This is a genomic window from Streptomyces sp. A01 (genome assembly GCF_059026195.1).
The window spans coordinates 236,682-253,086 of record NZ_JBWLKN010000003.1 but is presented as its reverse complement, the minus strand read 5'-3'; the positions used below and the strand labels follow the sequence as shown (position 1 = coordinate 253,086).

12 protein-coding genes are annotated in these 16,405 nt (G+C 74.5%); 9 read left to right on the top strand and 3 right to left on the bottom strand.

What is annotated here, in order from left to right; genetic code table 11:
• Nucleotides 1–151 precede the first annotated feature (151 nt).
• The 7 genes from AC5P1B_RS05470 (at nt 152) to AC5P1B_RS05440 (ending at nt 10,208) form a co-directional block, all read left to right on the top strand.
• Nucleotides 152–1,846, top strand: coding sequence for a carboxyl transferase domain-containing protein (locus AC5P1B_RS05470; RefSeq protein WP_493885164.1), 1,695 nt, complete (start codon nt 152–154; stop codon nt 1,844–1,846).
• A 478-nt stretch (nt 1,847–2,324) separates the two neighbouring features.
• Nucleotides 2,325–3,548, top strand: a complete 1,224-nt coding sequence (locus tag AC5P1B_RS05465; protein ID WP_493885436.1) for an ATP-grasp domain-containing protein — start codon at nt 2,325–2,327, stop codon at nt 3,546–3,548.
• Nucleotides 3,545–5,443, top strand: a complete 1,899-nt coding sequence (locus AC5P1B_RS05460; protein ID WP_493885162.1) for an IucA/IucC family protein — start codon at nt 3,545–3,547, stop codon at nt 5,441–5,443. Before AC5P1B_RS05465 ends, AC5P1B_RS05460 begins: the two co-directional genes overlap by 4 nt.
• Entirely contained in the window at nt 5,444–7,240 is a 1,797-nt protein-coding gene (locus AC5P1B_RS05455; protein ID WP_493885160.1) for an IucA/IucC family protein, read from the top strand.
• Nucleotides 7,237–8,652, top strand: a complete 1,416-nt coding sequence (locus tag AC5P1B_RS05450) for a type III PLP-dependent enzyme (protein WP_493885158.1) — start codon at nt 7,237–7,239, stop codon at nt 8,650–8,652. The genes AC5P1B_RS05455 and AC5P1B_RS05450 overlap by 4 nt, the downstream gene beginning before the upstream one ends.
• Before the next feature lie 119 nt (nt 8,653–8,771).
• Nucleotides 8,772–9,509 (top strand): VOC family protein, encoded by a 738-nt coding sequence (locus tag AC5P1B_RS05445; RefSeq protein ID WP_493885156.1) that lies wholly within the window; start codon nt 8,772–8,774, stop codon nt 9,507–9,509.
• A 198-nt stretch (nt 9,510–9,707) separates the two neighbouring features.
• Nucleotides 9,708–10,208 (top strand): ribonuclease FAU-1 family protein, encoded by a 501-nt coding sequence (locus tag AC5P1B_RS05440; protein ID WP_493885154.1) that lies wholly within the window; start codon nt 9,708–9,710, stop codon nt 10,206–10,208.
• Between the two features lie 92 nt (nt 10,209–10,300).
• Here AC5P1B_RS05440 and AC5P1B_RS05435 read toward each other — a convergent pair whose 3' ends face one another.
• Together AC5P1B_RS05435 and AC5P1B_RS05430 are read right to left on the bottom strand one after the other, a co-directional pair.
• The gene (locus AC5P1B_RS05435; protein WP_493885152.1) at nt 10,301–10,975 is read right to left on the bottom strand and encodes a response regulator; all 675 of its coding nucleotides are present in this window, start codon (nt 10,973–10,975) and stop codon (nt 10,301–10,303) included.
• 495 nt (nt 10,976–11,470) lie between these two features.
• The gene (locus AC5P1B_RS05430; protein WP_493885150.1) at nt 11,471–12,400 is read right to left on the bottom strand and encodes a GNAT family N-acetyltransferase; all 930 of its coding nucleotides are present in this window, start codon (nt 12,398–12,400) and stop codon (nt 11,471–11,473) included.
• A gap of 220 nt (nt 12,401–12,620) precedes the next feature.
• Between AC5P1B_RS05430 and asnB the strand changes: the two genes are divergently transcribed.
• Together asnB and AC5P1B_RS05420 are read left to right on the top strand one after the other, a co-directional pair.
• The gene (gene asnB / locus AC5P1B_RS05425; RefSeq protein WP_493885148.1) at nt 12,621–14,474 is read left to right on the top strand and encodes an asparagine synthase (glutamine-hydrolyzing); all 1,854 of its coding nucleotides are present in this window, start codon (nt 12,621–12,623) and stop codon (nt 14,472–14,474) included.
• Between the two features lie 154 nt (nt 14,475–14,628).
• Nucleotides 14,629–15,006: a GntR family transcriptional regulator gene (locus AC5P1B_RS05420; protein ID WP_493885147.1), complete on the top strand. Its 378-nt coding sequence runs from the start codon at nt 14,629–14,631 to the stop codon at nt 15,004–15,006.
• 95 nt (nt 15,007–15,101) lie between these two features.
• Here AC5P1B_RS05420 and AC5P1B_RS05415 read toward each other — a convergent pair whose 3' ends face one another.
• A complete protein-coding gene (locus AC5P1B_RS05415) occupies nt 15,102–16,379 on the bottom strand; it encodes a DUF5925 domain-containing protein (RefSeq protein WP_493885145.1) in 1,278 nt (425 codons plus the stop codon).
• Between the last annotated feature and the right edge of the window lie 26 nt (nt 16,380–16,405).

Here is a 16,405-nt window from a genome sequence, read left to right as displayed (position 1 = left end):
AGTCCGCTGCGCGGACATCTTCCGGCCCCCACGGTGTGAGAGACGCGAGCCTGCCGCACGACGTTGACCGGCCGTGACACCGAAAATGCGAGGGAGGCGGCCGGAGGCGGGGCGCGGGGACGGCGGTGGTGGGGCGTGGCAAGGTGAGCGCATGACTGGAACGAGCCCCCGCCCGACCGTCGACCAGCTGATCGGGACCGTCGTCGATCCGGGCAGCTGGTGCCGCTGGGACGAGCCGGTGACCGTGACGACGACCGACCCGGCCTACCTCGCCGACCTGGAGCGGGCACGCGGGCGCACCGGCCTGGACGAGTCCGTCATCACCGGTGAGGGCCGGATCAGCGGCCGCCGCGTGGCGGTCGTCGGCTGCGAGTTCGGCTTCCTGGCCGGGTCGATCGGTGTCGCGGCGGGGGAGCGGCTGGTACGGGCCGTGGAACGGGCCACGGCGGAGCGGCTGCCCCTGCTGGCCGCGCCCGCCTCCGGCGGCACCCGGATGCAGGAGGGCACCATCGCCTTCCTCCAGATGGTCAAGGTCACCGCGGCCATCACCGACCACAAGGCGGCCGGGCTGCCCTACCTCGTGCATCTGCGGCATCCGACGACGGGTGGCGTTCTCGCCTCCTGGGGATCACTCGGCCACGTCACCTCCGCCGAACCCGGCGCGCTCATCGGGTTCCTCGGCCCGCGCGTCCACGAGGCGCTGTACGGGCAGGAGTTCCCCGCGGGCGTCCAGGTCGCCGAGAACCTCCTCGCGCACGGGCTCGTCGACGCGGTCCTCACCGCGCGCCAGCTGCCCCAGGTGGCGGCGCGGGCGCTGGCCGTGCTGTGTGACGACGCGGCACCGCCCGGCCCCGACGGCGCCCCGCCGCCGACCGCCGGGCCGCCGACCGCCGGTCCTGAGCCGGGCTCCGAGCCGGAGCGGGAGCCGGACCCCGGCCCCGCCTCCGGCCCCGCTTCCGACTCCGCCGTCGCCACGCGCGGCACCGCCGACTCCATCCGGCGCTCGCGCCGCGCCGGACGACCCGGTGTCAGGGCCCTGTTGCGGGTCGCGGCCGAGGACGTCACCCCGCTCAGCGGTACGGGCGCGGGTGAGCACGACCCCGGAATGCTCCTCGCGCTGGCCAGGGTCGGCGGCACCCCGTGCGTGGTCCTCGGCCACGACCGGGGTGAGCCCCGCGCCCCGCACGGAGCCGCGAGCGCCGACGCCACCGGCGGCCCGGACGAGACCGGGCAGGGGCAGCCCCTCGGCCCGGCCGGGCTGCGCACCGCCCGGCGCGGCATGCGGATGGCCGCCGAACTCGGGCTGCCCCTGCTGACCGTCGTGGACACGGCGGGGGCCGCGCTGACCAGGGAGGCCGAGGAAGGCGGGCTCGCGGGCGAGATCGCCCGCTGCCTGGCCGATCTGGTGACGCTGCCCGCACCGACGCTGTGCCTGCTGCTCGGGCAGGGCGCGGGCGGCGGGGCGCTGGCCCTGCTGCCCGCCGACCGGGTGCTGGCGGCCCGGCACGCGTGGCTGTCGCCCCTGCCGCCCGAAGGGGCGTCAGCCATCCTGTACCGGACGACGGAGCGGGCCTACGAGGTCGCCGCACGGCAAGGCGTACGCTCCGCCGACCTGCGCGCGGCCGGGATCGTGGACCGCGTCGTGGAGGAGGCTCCCCCTCCGGTGCCAGGACCACCGGCGGGGGAGCCCGTCCGGGAGCCGGACGCGGCCGACGACCCGCAGGCGTTCCTGACCCGCCTCGGCATGGTCCTCGGGGCCGAACTCGCCGCGCTGCGCGCCCGCGATCCGGCGGAACGGCTCGCCGCGCGCCGGGCCAGGCACCGGGGCATGGGCCTGCCGCGCTGAGCCCGGCGCCCCCCACGGGTCCGGCGGACGGGGCCACGGCGGAGCCATGAGCCCCCGCCGCACCGCCGTAGCGCCGTACCGCCGCGTCGCCCTGCCCCGGGAGGCGAGCCACCGGACCGCACACGAGCCGCTTCGCATGGGCGTGAGCCGCCCGTACGGGCATCAGCCGCCCTCTACGGGCACAGGCGGCCCGTCCCCGCACGGTGCCCCCGCACGGCAGCCCCGTACGGCAGCCGTACGGGCCAGTCGTGCGGATGGCGCGTGCGGCCGGGCGCGCGTGGTGTGGGGCGCACGCCCGGGGTATGGAGGACGGCAGGGGCGCGTAAGGAGGTGGAACGCGGTCGGGCGCGGCCCGAATTGACAGGCTTAGGTAAACCTAACCTACTGTCTGACCGAGCGAAAACGATCTCGTCGCTGCCCCGTCCGGAGGAGCGCCGTGAACCCCGCTCTCTCCTCCCCCGAAAGGCCCCTACTCCCCGTGCGGCTCCATCTCCTCGCCGTCAACCCCACCGACTCCGTCACCGAGGGGTTCCTCCCCGCGGCCGCCCGGCTCGGGCTGGCCGTCACCGTGGTCACCGACCAGCCCGCCGAGCACGAACGGGCCTACGCCGCGTACGCCGGGACCGGCGGCGCCCTGCCCGCGCTGGACTTCCTGCCCTGCGACGTAGCCGACTTCCGCGCCGTCATCAGCGCCGTCGCGGCCAGCGGCAGCCCCGACGCGGTGTTCAGCAACAGCGACCACCTCCAGGCGCAGACCGCGCTGGCCGCCGACTTCTTCGGGCTGCCCGGCAAGGACTGGCGGGCCGCGCTGCGGACGAAGAACAAGGCGCAGCTGCGGCGCGCCCTGACCGGGGCGGGCCTCGACACCGTCTGGTCGTACGAACTCGGCCCCGCGCAGGACCCCGCGGAGGTCGTCGGCGCCGCCCGGCCGCCGTATCCCTGTGTGGTCAAGCCGCGCGAGGGCGTGGCCAGCGAGGACGTCGTACTGGTCGCGGGGGAGGCCGAACTCCTCGCTCGGTGTGCGGAGATACGGGCCCGGCGGCCCGGGGCCGCGCTGGTGATCGAGGAGTTCCTGGACGGGCCGCTGCACACGCTGGAGACCCTGGGGGACGGCCGTGCCGTGCACGCCCTCGCCGCCTTCCGCACCGAGCTGTCACCGCAGCCGCACTTCATCGAGGAGCGGCTGCGGCTGCTGCCGGAGGTGCCGCAGCCGCACACCGACCGGGTGCTGGCACAACTGGACGCGCTGGGCGTGGGGTTCGGCGCCTGCCACACGGAGTACGTGACGCAGGGGGACCGGGCCAGGATCATCGAGGTCAACTACCGGGCGATAGGCGACCAGTGCGATCTGGTCCTCGCCGAGGTGCTGGGCGTCCCGCTGTTCGAGCTCATCCTCCGTACGCACCTCGGGGAGCCGCTGCCCGGCGCGCTCGGCGCCAGGACCGGCGGCCGGGCGCGCATGGAGTACGTCAGCGCGGACCGCGCCGGGACGCTCGTCGCCGCCCCCGGGCCGAGCGAGACGGAGCGCGACGGCGTGCGGCTGGTGTACCGGCCGCTGCGCGAGGTCGGCACGCGCCGCCCGCTGCACCACACCAACCGGGACTTCCTCGGGGTGCTGCGCGCGACCGGCGCCGACCAGCGGGCGGTCGATGGGGCCGTGGCGGGCTTCCTCGCCGCGCACCGCTGGGAGATCCGGCCATGACGGGCGCGAGCGCCGCTGGCGGCGCGACCCCGGGCGGTCCTGACGCGCTGGAGGGCCGCCTCCTCGCGCGGGTGCTCAGCACCCTCCTCCGCGAGGACGCGTACGGGCTGCGCTCCGGCGCGCGCGCCGTCCACCGGTCCGGCGGGGACCGGCTGCGGCTCGCCCTGCCGGGCGGCCCCGTGCTGCTGCCCGTGGAAGCCGACGGGTTCCAGTGCGAGGTCCGCGTCAGCCGCCCCGTGCTGGAGACCGCGAACGGCACCCTCGCCGGGCTGCGGCCCGTCCTCGGCCGCCTGCGGAGCGCGGTCGCGGCGGAGGACCTGGCCGGGTTCGACGCCTTCGCCGCCGAGTGCGCCCAGGAACTGGCCACGCTGCGGCTGCACGAGGAGACCAGGCCGGGCGTCGTGGAGGAGTTGGCCGCGACGTACGGGCCCAGGCCCGGCGGGCGGTGGGCGGGGATGGGCGGCTCCGTCGCGTACGACACCCTCGCAGCCCACCGTGACCATCCCCTGTATCCCACGGCCCGCACCAGGCCCGGCATCGACGCGGCCGGGCTGCGCGCGTACGCTCCCGAGTTCCATCCCCGCTTCTCGACGCGGTGGGTCGCCCTGCCGAGCGAGACGGTGCGGCATGGCGACGGGCCGCTCCCCGCCTGGTGGCCGTCGCCCGCCGAGCTGGGGCTGACCGGGCTCGACGCGAGCCATCTGGCGCTGCCCGTCCATCCGCTGACGGTGGGCCCCCAGCTCAGCGAGGCGCTCGGGGCCGCGCGCTTCGACGGCCGCGGCCACCTCGCCCCCTGGCCGTGGCTGCGGGTCAGGCCGACCCTGTCGGCGCGTACCGTCGCCGTCTCCGACGACCCCGCCGTCCACCTCAAGCTGCCGCTGGCCACGGCGACCCTCGGGCTGCGCAACCGGCGCACCATCAAGCCGGGCACGCTGATCGACGGCGCCGCCGGGCAGCGGCTGATCGCGGCGGTGACCGCCCGCGAACCCCGGTTCGCCGGGAGCGTGCTGCTCGCCGACGAGCGCACCCACCTCGACGCCGGGCACGAGCTGCTGGCCACCCTCGTACGCCGCTACCCGGACGGACTCGGCGCGGCCCAGGTGGTGCCGGTGGCCGCGCTCCTGGCCCGCGCGCCGGACGGCACCCTGGTGGCCGACGTGCTCGCCGACCGCTTCTACGGCGGCGACCTCATGGCGTTCCTCGACGCCTACCTGACGCTGCTGTTCGACTGGCATACGACGCTCTTCGGATACGGCATCGCGCTCGAAGCCCACCAGCAGAACACGTCCGTCGTCCTGGACGAGGCCGGGGGCCGCACCAGGCTGCGGCTGCTCCTCAAGGACCACGACGGGCCCAGGCTGCACGCGGCCCGCCTCGCCGACCGGCTCACCGCCCACGCCCACGCCGCCGCCCAACCGGCCCCGGCCACCGCGGCCTTCGCGCGCGCCCCCGCGCGTGCGCGCGTCACCGGGCGGGGGCCCGCGCCCGTCCCCGCGCCCGCCTGCGCCACGGACCTCGCCGCCGCCTTCGACGACCGCAGGATCGTGGTCGACGGCGACGGTCCGGTCGCCGACGTCTTCACCACCATCGCCGTACACCTGTGTGCCGGGGCGCTCGCCTTCGAGCTGGCCCGTCTCGGACGCGCCCAGGGCGATGTGCTGCTGAGCCTGCTGCGCGACCGGCTCGCCGAAGCCATCGACCGCCTCGACGGCGTGCCCGGCGCGCCCGGACCCGTGCTGCGCGCGCGAGTCCTCGACGCGGCGCGGCTGCCCGTCAAGGCGATGGTCACCGCGGGCACTCTGCTCACCAAGGAGCGCTCGGGTGCCGCCGACATCAACAAGCACTACGTCAGCGGCCCCAACTACCTGCCGCGTACCTCACGCTGGAGCCCTTGAATGCCACCCACCCTGCCCCGTCTCGCCGCACCGGCCATCGCCTCCGCCGATGACGTGGTGGCCCACACCCTCCTCAACTGCCTACTCAGAGAGATGTCAGGCCCAGAGCGCCACACCGCGGTCACCGATGGCCACTTACAGCTGCGTATGCCGCTCAGCGGCGTGCAGCTCCGCGTCCGGCTGCGCCGCACCTCGCTGATCGGCGCGCACCGGTTCGCCGGGCCGGTCGCGGAGCGGCGCGGTTCCGGCTGGGCCGAGCTGTCCTGGCGGGGGCTCGCGGCCCGCGTCGACCGGGAGCTGCGGCTGCGTACCGGAGTGGCCAACGACGAGTTCATCGAGCAGGTCGGCCTCAGCCACGCGGGGGTGAGCGCCGCCCTGCGGCACTCGGCGGACCACGAAGGACCGCCGCACACCACACCAGGACCCCCGGGCACAGCAGGACATCCGGGCGACGGCGGCGGGCCCGGCGACCCCTACCTCGTCTCGGAGCAGTCCCTCCTGTTCGGCCACCGCTTCCACCCCACGCCCAAGGCCCGCACCGGCAGCGCCGAGGGATGGCGGCGGTACGCGCCGGAGACGGGTGCCCGCTTCCCGCTGCACCACCTCGCCGTGCGGCGCGACCTCGTACGGCAGGACAGCGTGTCCGCCAAGGCCATCGCCGCCCTCGACCGGCAGCGGGCGGTGCCCGAGGGGTATCTGCCGCTGCCCGCGCACCCCTGGCAGTACGCGATGCTGCGCGACCACCCCGCGCTGCGGGCCGCCGTCGCCCGCGCCGACGTGCTCGACCTGGGGCCGGGCGGGGCGTGCTTCACGCCGACCGCGTCAGTCCGCACGCTCTACGACGGCCGGGACTTCCTGAAGTTCAGCCTCAACATCCGGATCACCAACTGCCTGCGCAAGAACGCCGAGTACGAACTGGCGGGCGCGGTGGCGCTGACCCGGCTGCTCGAACCGGTGGCGCGCGACCTCAGCGCCCGCTTCCCCGGCTGCGATCTGCTGCGCGAGCCCGCGTACCGCACGCTCGCCCTCGGCACCGGTGACGCGCGCGCCGACCGCGAACTCGCCGAGGGGTTCGGCGTCATCGTGCGCGAAGGGCTCGCCGACCGGCTCTCCCCGGGCGTCACCGGGCTGCTCGCCGCCGCGGTCGCCGACGAGTACCCGACGAGTGCGGCACAGGTCGGGCGGCTGCTCGACGGCGCCGGGCCGCGGTCGGCACTGGCCTGGTGGGAGGCGTACCTCGCGCTGCTCGTACCGCCCGTGCTGGCCGCCTACTTCGACCACGGCGTGGTACTTGAGCCCCACCTGCAGAACGTCGTCGTCGGCGTCGACGGCTCCGGCCGGCCGCGGCAGGTGCTCTTCCGCGACCTGGAGGGCACCAAGCTGCTGGCCGCCCGGCACCGTGTGGCGCTCGCCGCGCTGCCCGCCGACGTGGCGGGGCCCATGACGTACGACGCGCGGCGCGGCTGGGACCGCGTCGTCTACTGTCTGCTCGTCAACCACCTCGCCGAACTCCTGGCCGCCCTCGCCGACCTCCACCCCGACCTGGAGCCCGCCCTGTGGTCCGCGGTACGCCGGACGCTGCGCGCACGGTGCGCGGCGCACGGGCACCCGCCCGCGCTGCGCGCCCTGGTCGCCGGTGCCTCGCTGCCCGCCAAGGCCAACCTCCTCACCCGCTGGGGCCGCAGGGCCGACCGGGACGCGGGATATGTCCGTATCGGCTCGCCGCTGGGCTCGGAAGTGCTGTCCGAGGCCGCCCGCGAGGCCGCCGCCACCCCTCTGCCCTGGAGCGCCCGATGATCCCCGGCGAACACCGACCCCCGGCCCCGGCCACCGGCCTGGTCAGCCCGCGCGTCCTGGCTCACGCGCGGCACCTGGGCGCGGACGACGTGCCCGCCTACGTCTACGACCTCGACCTGCTCGACGCGCACGCCGAGTCCGTACGTGCCGCGCTGCCGCCGGACGTCGAGCTGTACTACGCGGCCAAGGCCAACCCGGCCCCGCAGATCCTGCGTTCACTCGCCGCGCACGTCACCGGCTACGAGGTGGCCTCCGGCGGCGAGCTGGCCCATGTCAGCGCCGCCGTACCCGGCGCGCCGCTCGCCTTCGGCGGCCCCGGCAAGACCGAGGCGGAGCTGCGCCGGGCGCTCGACCTGGGAGTCGACCGCTTCCACGTGGAGAGCGAACACGAGCTGCGGCTGCTGGGCGAGCTGGCCGGCGCCCGGCCGGACGGACGCCCGGTCGAGGTGCTGCTGCGCGTCAACCTGCCCTCGGACACCGGCCCCGAGGCCGACCCGAGCTCCGGCGAGGAGATATCCGAGACAGCGAACGGCGGGACCACCGGGAGCGCTGGGACCACCGGGAGTGGTTCCGGTGGTGACGGCGCCCCAGGCGCCCCAGGCTCCCCAGGCGCGTGGGACCGTGCCGCGCTGACCATGGGCGGGCGGCCGAGCCCGTTCGGGCTTGATCCTGAGCGGGTCAGGCGCTGTCTGCCGCTGCTGGCGCGGTGGGGAGGCGGCGGCGGAGGCCCTGAGCCGGGGCGCGGGCTGCGGCTGCGCGGCGTCCACGCCCACCTGGCCAGTGGCCTCAGCGCGCGGGAACAACTGGCCACGGCCGAGCGGATCGTGGGCTGGGCGCGCGAGCTGGCCGCCCACGCCGGGCCCCGGCTCGCCGGGCAGCTCACCGAGGTCGATGTGGGCGGCGGCATGGCGGTCGACTACGGCAGCCCGCACGACCGCTTCGACTGGGCCGCCTACGGGCACGGGCTGCGCGCACTCGCCCACCGCTTCCCGGAGTTCACTCTGCGCGTTGAACCCGGCCGGGCGCTGACCGCGTACTGCGGCTGGTACGTCACCGAGGTGCTTGACGTGAAGCACAGCCACGGCGAGGCGTTCGCCGTGGTCCGCGGTGGCACACACCATCTGCGCACTCCCGCCACCAAGGGCCACGACCAGCCCTTCGAGGTGCTGCCCGTCCAGCGGTGGCGGCACCCGTGGCCGCGCCCGGGGACGCACGGGGAGCGGGTCACCCTCACCGGGCAGCTGTGCACGCCCAAGGACGTACTGGCCGCCAGGGTGCCGGTCGCGCGGCTGCGGGCGGGGGACAGGGTGGCGTTCGCGCTCGCGGGGGCGTACGCCTGGAACATCTCGCACCACGACTTCCTGATGCACCCCCGTCCGGGCTTCCACTACCTGGGCAGCTCCCCGTACTGACCGGGTCCCGCGCGCCGCGCCCGACGGCACCGGCGCCCGCTTGCCTCCCGCTGCCGTGCCGGGGGCAGCGGGGCGGAACTCGCACACCGGTCCGATGGGGGGCGCCTAGGGTAGGTGGCATGACGCTGCAACTTGTTCAGGTGAACTTCAAGGCCCGGGACGACTCGGCGCTCGGCCAGTTCTGGGCGGAGGCGCTCGGCTGGGGTGCTTCCAGCGAAGGGCCCGGCGTCACCAACCTGGAACCCGTGGGCTTCGACTGGCCGGACCCGTCCGCCGTCTGCATCGATCTCGTCCGCGTCCCGGACCCGGAGACGGTCAAGTACCGCGTGCACATCGAGCTCGCCACCACCTCCGACGCCCATCAGGCGGAGTTGGTCGCACGTCTGAAGGATCTCGGTGCGACGCCCGCCGATGGGGACCAGGGCGACTCGCCGTGGACGGTGATGGCCGACCCGGAAGGCAACGTGTTCAGCGTCCTGGAGCCCCGGGAGCTCTACCGGGACACCGGGCCGATAGCCGCCGTGGTCGTCGACTGCGCCGACCCACGGGCCATGGTCCGGTTCTGGGGCGAGGCGATCGACTGGACCGTCCACGAGCTGACCGACGACCGCGCCCTGCTGCGCTCCGTCAAGGGCGTCGGGCCGTACCTGGAGTTCCGCCGCACACCCGACGACGAGGCCGTGCAGAACCGCGTCCATCTCGACGTGATGTCCGACCCCGTCGAGGATCAGGCGAGGGAGGTCGCCCGGCTCGAAGACCTCGGCGCGATACGGGCCGACGTGGGTCAGGGTGACGTCTCCTGGGTCGTCCTGGCCGATCCGGCGGGCAACGAGTTCTGCGTCCTCGGCCGGGGCTGACGCGAAACTCCGTCCGCGCCCCCATGGCGGTGCGGCAGTGCGCGGCGCCGGGCCCCGCCCTCCCCGGCCGCCGACTCACCACAGTCTGACTGACCCGCACACACGGCGGGAGGGCCCGAAAACCGGTGGTCGAGGCGGCAGGTCAGGGGGCAGTGTCAAGCTGCGGCAGAGCACGACGGCACAGGAGATGAGGGCTTCATGACGGGCACGCTGGTCGCGGGCGAAGAGGTGACGGTCACGCTGGTCAAGGAGCCGCGGCCCGCTGTGAGCTACCCGGCGGTGGTGGTCGGTGACGACGGCACGCACGCGGTGGTACGCGCCCCCTGGGCGGGCGCGGCGGTGCGCGACTTCGGCTTCGTGCGCTTCGAGCGGGGCGATGTGTTCACCGAGCACTACTGGCGTGACCGCTGGTTCGCGGTCAAGGAGGTGCGCGACGCGTCCGGCCGGGTCAAGGGCTGGTACTGCGACGTGACCCGCCCGGCGCGGGTGGCGGGGGGCTCGGTCGTCGTCCGGGATCTTGAGCTCGACCTGTGGCTGTCGGCGGACGGCGGCACCGTGCTCAGGCTCGACGAGGACGAGTTCGCCGAGAGCGGGCTCGCCGAGCATGACCCGGTCGCCGCCGACCGGGCCCGGGCCGCGCTGGACGAGCTGGAGCTGCTCGCCAGGAGCGGCGGCTTCGCCGACCTGCTCGCCCGGTAGGAACGTCCCTGGCAGGGCAAGGCCCTGCCTCGCCCCTTGAGCGCCCCCGTACGCCCTCCGCCGCCCCTGGTCCCCCTCGGGGGCCGCGGAGGTCAGGCTGTCCAGCGGTAGCGGCGCTCAGGGCGTCCCGTACCGCCGTACCGGAGGGTGATCTCGGCCCGCCCCGTGTCGGCGAAGTACTCAAGGTAGCGGCGGGCGCTGACGCGAGACAGCGCGCCCGCCGCCGCGCACTCGGACGCGGACAGCCCGTCGCGGTGCTGCCGCAGCACCCGCTCCACCAGCTCGGCGGTGTGCGCCGCCAGCCCCTTGGGCAGCTCGCGGGAGCCCGGTGGCCGCGTCCCGAATATCTGGTCGACGTCCTCCTGGCTCGCCTCGTCCAGGATGTCGAGCCGACTCCGCAGGGCGCCGATGTGCCGCAACTGCTCCTGGAGCGCGCTCTGGTGGAACGGTTTGATCAGGTAGTACAGCGCGCCCGACCGCAGCGCCGTGCGGATCGTGTGCGCGTCGCGGGCCGCCGTGATGAACAGGGCGTCGACATGGTGCCGCGGATCGCGGGCCCGTAGCTCGCGCAGCACGCTGAGCCCGTCCAGATCCGGTAGATAGACATCCAGCAGGACGAGATCCGGCCGCAGCAGCTCCGCCGCGCGCAGCGCCTCGGCGCCGGTGTGCGCGACCCCGGCCACGGTGAAGCCCTCCGTGGCGGCGACACAGCGGCTGTGCAGTCTGGCGACCATGAAGTCGTCGTCCACGACCAGCACTCTGGTCATCGACGCTCCCCTCGGTAGTGCGACCCGCCCCGTCGGGCGTGAACTCAACGACCACAACGTCTTTTAATACCGGAAGAGAGACAACGTGGTAAGCCACGGGCAATATGTGGGCCACGTCACAGGTTCTCGCGCCGCCAGTGTGAGCGCCCGGGGCGCTTCCCGCATTGCTGTTCACTGCCCTGTCCACTGCCTGTTCACCGCCCTGCTCCTGCCACCTGCCCCGCCTCACCGGGCCTCCTCGCAGAACCCTCTCCAGCCTCCCCAAGGCGCGCCCCGGTCCTCCCTCCGAGGCTCTTACCTCCCCCCTCCCGGCCCCAACCGGGCCCCCTCGGCCGAGGCGTCCCCACCGTCCCGGTCGTGCCACTCCGCCCTGGCGCGTTTCCCTGCCTTCCCCTCCGCGCGCCAGGGCGGACTTTTCCTGTCGCCCTCCGGGCGCGCGGAGGGTTCCGGCCCGCGCCTCCCGCCCGGCGGCCACGCGGCCCGGGCGGCCGGGCGTCAGCCGATCGCCTTGAAGGCCCGCCGCTCGCCCTGCGCGGGCTCGTAGCCGAACCACTTGTTGATGGCGAGCATCGGCGCGTTCTCCGTGTCGTTCCCGGTGAACGCCTGGGTGTAGCCCGCGGCCCGCGCCTGGTGCAGCGAGACGGTCTTCGCCAGCTTGGCCAGGCCCCGGCCGCGGTAGGCGCGGCGGGTCCCGGTCATGGCCGTCTGGTAGCGGTCGCGGCGGTCGGTGTGGACGACGGTGTACGCGGCGACGGCGCCGTCCACGGTGACCACGGTGGACAGCTCGCGATCGAGGCAGGGGTCCTCCCAGTACATGGCGCGCCAGTCGGCGAAGTCCACTGTGGCGCCACTGAGGTCGCCCGGCTCGTCGCCCGTGGTCTCCACGTCCGCCTCGTAGAACTCCCGCAGCCGGTCGGCGAAGTCGGCGGCACATCGCAGTTCCACCCCGGCCGGGAGACCGGCCGGGTCGGGCAGGGGCGGCAGCGCGGTCCGCGCGAGGTCGAGGCGCTGGAAGACGGAGCCGCGGCTGAGCTGGTAGCCGTGCCGGGCGGCGAAGGCCAGGGGGCGCGGTTCGTCCATCGCCCAGACGTACACCGTCGTGGCGCCCTCGGCGGCCAGGTACCGCTCGGCTTCGGCCAGCATCGCCGATCCCACCCCGCGGCCGCGCTCCTCGGGACGCACGGTCGGGTTGGTGAAGGACTGGCCCGGCTGGTCGCTGTCGAACGCGACGCCGGTGTGCGCGCAGCCGACGACCCGCCCGTCCAGCTCACCCACCAGCAGCCGGTGTCGCTGGTCGGCGGGGGCGCGCGCGACCCGCCAGGCCACGGCCTCCGGCGTGGTGATCATGAACGGCACCGAGACCCTGCGCAGTTCGGACACGGCTTCGGCGTCGGAGGGGAGGAAATCGCGCACGGTCACAGTCATGGGGCCGCACGTTACGCGCTGGCGAAACGGGCCGCCCGTGAATTACGCCCCGGCTTGGGTGGGCACTCCCCCGAAGTTAGATGGCGTATACATCTAAATAGGCGTACGCTGATCAGCGCGGCCCATCGCACCACGGGCAGCCGGTGGGCCGCACCGACGGGGGCAGAGCCGAGCCCCGGATGAAGCCCGGGGCGGCCTTACCGAAGGAGGTACCGCCACCATGTGCGGAATCACCGGATGGATCTCGTACGACCGCGATCTGAACCACGAGCGCGACACCCTCGACGCCATGACGCGGACCATGGAATGCCGCGGCCCCGACGCCGCCGGAGTCTGGCTGGACACCCACGCCGCGCTGGGCCACCGGCGACTCGCCGTCATCGACCTGCCGGGTGGCGCCCAGCCCATGGCCGTCACCCGCGACGGCAGGACCCTGCTGGTCACCACCTACAGCGGCGAGGTCTACAACTACCGCGAACTGCGCGAGGAGCTGGCCGGGCGCGGCCACAGCTTCCACACCGACAGCGACACCGAGGTCGTCCTGCACGCCTACCTCGAATGGGGCGAGGCGTTCACCGAGCGCCTGAACGGCATGTACGCCTTCGCCCTGTGGGACCCGCGCGCGCGTGAACTGCTCCTCGTCCGCGACCGGATGGGCGTCAAGCCGCTCTACTACTACCCGACGGCCGACGGAGTCCTCTTCGGCTCCGAGCCGAAGGCGATCCTCGCCCACCCCGCCGTCCGCCCCGTCGTGGACGCCGAAGGGCTCGCCGAACTCATCTCCTTCACCAAGACCCCGGGCCACGCCGTCTACCGCGGCATGCACGAGGTGCGCCCCGGGCACACCGTCCGGGTGCGCCCGGAAGGACTCACCACCCGGCGCTACTGGGCGCTGGAGGCCGACGACCACACCGACGACCTGGACACCACCATCGGCCGGGTGCGCGGACTCCTCGACGACATCGTCACCCGGCAGCTCATCGCCGACGTCCCGCTGTGCACCCTGCTCTCGGGCGGCCTGGACTCCTCGGTCATCACCGCGCTCGCCGCGCGGGGCCTCGCCGCGGGCGGCGGTGGCCCCGTGCGGTCCTTCGCTGTCGACTTCACCGGCCACGCCGAGCACTTCAGGGCCAACGAACTGCGTCCCACCGCCGACGGCCCGTACGCGCACGCGCTCGCCGAGCACGTCGGTGCCGACCACCGCGACATCGTGCTCGACACCGCGGCACTCCTCGACCCGGCCCACCGGGCCAGGGTGCTCGCCGCCCGCGACCTGCCGAACGGCTTCGGCGAGGGCGACACCTCGCTCTATCTGCTGTTCAAGGCGATCCGCGAGCAGTCCACCGTCGCCCTGTCCGGGGAGTCGGCGGATGAGGTCTTCGGCGGCTACCGGTGGTTCCACGACCCCGAGGCAGTACAAGCCGACACCTTCCCGTGGATGTTCGAGGACCTGGCCGCCGGCTTCTCCGGCGGCGCGGGCGGCGGCCGCGCCGCACTCCTGGAACCCGGTCTGCTCGGCAAGCTCGACCTGCCCGGCTACCAGGACGCCCGCTACCGCGAAGCACTCGCCGAAGTGCCGTACAGGGATGGCGATACGGGTCTCGAACGGCGCATGCGCGAGATCAGCTACCTGCATCTGACCCGGTTCGTGCAGATACTCCTGGACCGCAAGGACCGCGCGAGCATGGCCGTCGGGCTCGAAGTGCGGGTCCCGTTCTGCGACCACCGGCTGGTCTCCTACGTCTTCAACACCCCCTGGGCCATGAAGACCTTCGACGGCCGGGAGAAGTCCCTGCTCAGGGCCGCCACCAAGGACGTGCTCCCGGAGTCCGTCGCCAACCGGGTCAAGAGCCCCTACCCCTCCGTCGCCGACCCCCGCTACGGCACCGCGCTGCGCGAGGAACTGCGGCAGCTGCGGGCCGACCCCGCCGCCCCTGTCCGGCCGCTGCTCGACGAGGGAGTGCTGACCGAGGCGCTGGCCGACCCCGACGGCCGGCGGTTCCGGCCGAGTACGGAACTGGCCCTCGGCCTCGACGCCTGGCTGCGCCGCTACGGGACGGCACTCGAACTCTGAGGCGAGCGGCCCCCGCGCGACTCGGGCCGCAACCGGCGAAGGCGGGGGCCCGGGCTGCTCCGCCGGACAGTCGGCCGCCGTGCCGCGCGGCGGCCGCTGTCCGGGGCTCGCCACAATGGGGGACGACAATCCCGCCCCGTCAGGAGTACACCCCGTGGCCTTGCGCATCACCGTCGAGCCGGACACCGCCACCGCGCCGTTCGAGCAGGTACGCACCCAAGTCGCCGAGCAGGCCAGGAGCGGCGCCCTGCCGGTCGGCTACAAGCTGCCCACGGTGCGCGGCCTCGCGGAGGATCTCGGCCTCGCCGCGAACACGGTGGCCAAGGCCTACCGCGCCCTCGAAGCGGACGGAGTGATCGAGACCCGCGGCAGGCACGGCTCGTTCATCGCCGCCGCCGGGGACGCGGCCCAGCGCGAACTGGCGGCGGCCGCGCAGACATACGCCCGCCGGGCCCGCCACCTGGGCCTCGACGAGGCGGCGGCGCACGCCGCCGTGAAGGACGCCCTGCGCGCCGCCTACACCGGCCCCTGACGGGCGCCGGTCCCCGGGGAGCCGGTGCGGGCGGGGGCGGCCCGCGAGAGCCCCGTACACGCCGCGCACGGGGCTACGGACACGCGCGCACGGGGCTACAGATACAGGCCCGCGTCCGCGCCCTGGGCCTGGGAAGGCACCGAGGCGGGGCTGGTGCCCCGGCGCAGGGCGAACAGCTCGGCGAGCGTCGCCCCTTCGCGGCCCACGCCCTCCTCGGTGCCGAGCCAGTTCACCGCCTCCTTGCGCGTCAGCAAGCCCACCTCGATCCTGGCCAGGCACCGCCCGGGGCGCACCACCGCCGGGTGCAGCCGCTCCAGGTCCTCGTTCGTGGTGACCCCGACCAGCACATTGCGGCCCTGGCCGAGCAGCCCGTCGGTGAGGTTCAGCAGCCGGGACAGCGCCTGGCCCGCCGTGTGCCTGGCCTCGCCGCGGATCAGCTCGTCGCAGTCCTCCAGCAGCAGCAGCCGCCAGCGGCTCTTCGCCGTGCCCTCGTCCTCACCGATCGCGATGTCCATCAGATACCCGACATCGTTGAACAGCCGCTCGGGGTCGAGCACGCAGTCCACCTGGCACCAGTCACGCCACGAGCGGGCCAGCGTGCGCAGCGCGGACGTCTTCCCCGTGCCGGGCGGGCCGTGCAACAGCAGCAGCCGCCCGGCGATGTCATCCGGGGTGACCTTCATCAGCTGGTCCATGGCCTCGGAGACCGGCGCCGTGTAGTTGCCGCGGATCTCCGGCCAGGTGCCCGCCGAGATCTGCCGCGTGGTGCGGTACGGGCCGCGCCGGGGCGAGACGTACCAGAAGCCCATCGTGACGTTCTCCGGCTGCGGCTCCGGTTCGTCCTCGGCGTCGTCGACCGCCTGCCGCAGCACCTTCTCGGCCAGCTCCTCCGAGACCCCCGTCACGGTGACGTCGGCGCCCCTGTTCCAGCGCGAGACCAGCACCGTCCAGCCGTCGCCCTCGGCGAGCGTGGCGCTGCGGTCGTCGTCACGGGCCGAGCGCAGCACCCGGGCACCGGACGGCAGCAGGGTCAGGCCGGACTTGACGCGGTCCACGGAGTGACTGCGGGCGTACGGCTGCTCGCCGTTGGCGAAGCGCCCCAGGAAGAGCGCGTCCACGATGTCGGCCGGGGAGTCGCTGTCATCGACATGCAGCCGGATCGGCAGCGTCCGCTCGGTGGGTGTGGCGGACGGCTCCGCGGCGTCACCCGCGGGACCGGCCGGTGCCGCGGCGCCCGCCGCCTTCCGCGGACCGCCTGCCTTCGGCGCTCTCGCCGCACGGGCGGAACTCGCCGCCTTCTTCGGCTTCGCTGACGTCGGGGGGCTGGTCGGCAGGGTCTGCCTCCGGGGATCGTGCTGGCGGTCGGCGCACATGCCGCCATGATCCGTCACTGAGAGCC

What these genes read in the sequence shown, in the direction of transcription:
- AC5P1B_RS05440 (WP_493885154.1), top strand. Translation starts at nt 9,708, where the DNA reads ATGACGGGCACGCTGGTCGCGGGCGAAGAGGTGACGGTCACGCTGGTC.
- asnB (WP_493885148.1), top strand. Translation starts at nt 12,621, where the DNA reads ATGTGCGGAATCACCGGATGGATCTCGTACGACCGCGATCTGAACCAC.
- AC5P1B_RS05430 (WP_493885150.1), bottom strand. Translation starts at nt 12,400, where the DNA reads ATGACTGTGACCGTGCGCGATTTCCTCCCCTCCGACGCCGAAGCCGTG.
- AC5P1B_RS05435 (WP_493885152.1), bottom strand. Translation starts at nt 10,975, where the DNA reads ATGACCAGAGTGCTGGTCGTGGACGACGACTTCATGGTCGCCAGACTG.
- AC5P1B_RS05470 (WP_493885164.1), top strand. Translation starts at nt 152, where the DNA reads ATGACTGGAACGAGCCCCCGCCCGACCGTCGACCAGCTGATCGGGACC.
- AC5P1B_RS05445 (WP_493885156.1), top strand. Translation starts at nt 8,772, where the DNA reads ATGACGCTGCAACTTGTTCAGGTGAACTTCAAGGCCCGGGACGACTCG.
- AC5P1B_RS05415 (WP_493885145.1), bottom strand. Translation starts at nt 16,379, where the DNA reads ATGTGCGCCGACCGCCAGCACGATCCCCGGAGGCAGACCCTGCCGACC.
- AC5P1B_RS05460 (WP_493885162.1), top strand. Translation starts at nt 3,545, where the DNA reads ATGACGGGCGCGAGCGCCGCTGGCGGCGCGACCCCGGGCGGTCCTGAC.
- AC5P1B_RS05450 (WP_493885158.1), top strand. Translation starts at nt 7,237, where the DNA reads ATGATCCCCGGCGAACACCGACCCCCGGCCCCGGCCACCGGCCTGGTC.
- AC5P1B_RS05455 (WP_493885160.1), top strand. Translation starts at nt 5,444, where the DNA reads ATGCCACCCACCCTGCCCCGTCTCGCCGCACCGGCCATCGCCTCCGCC.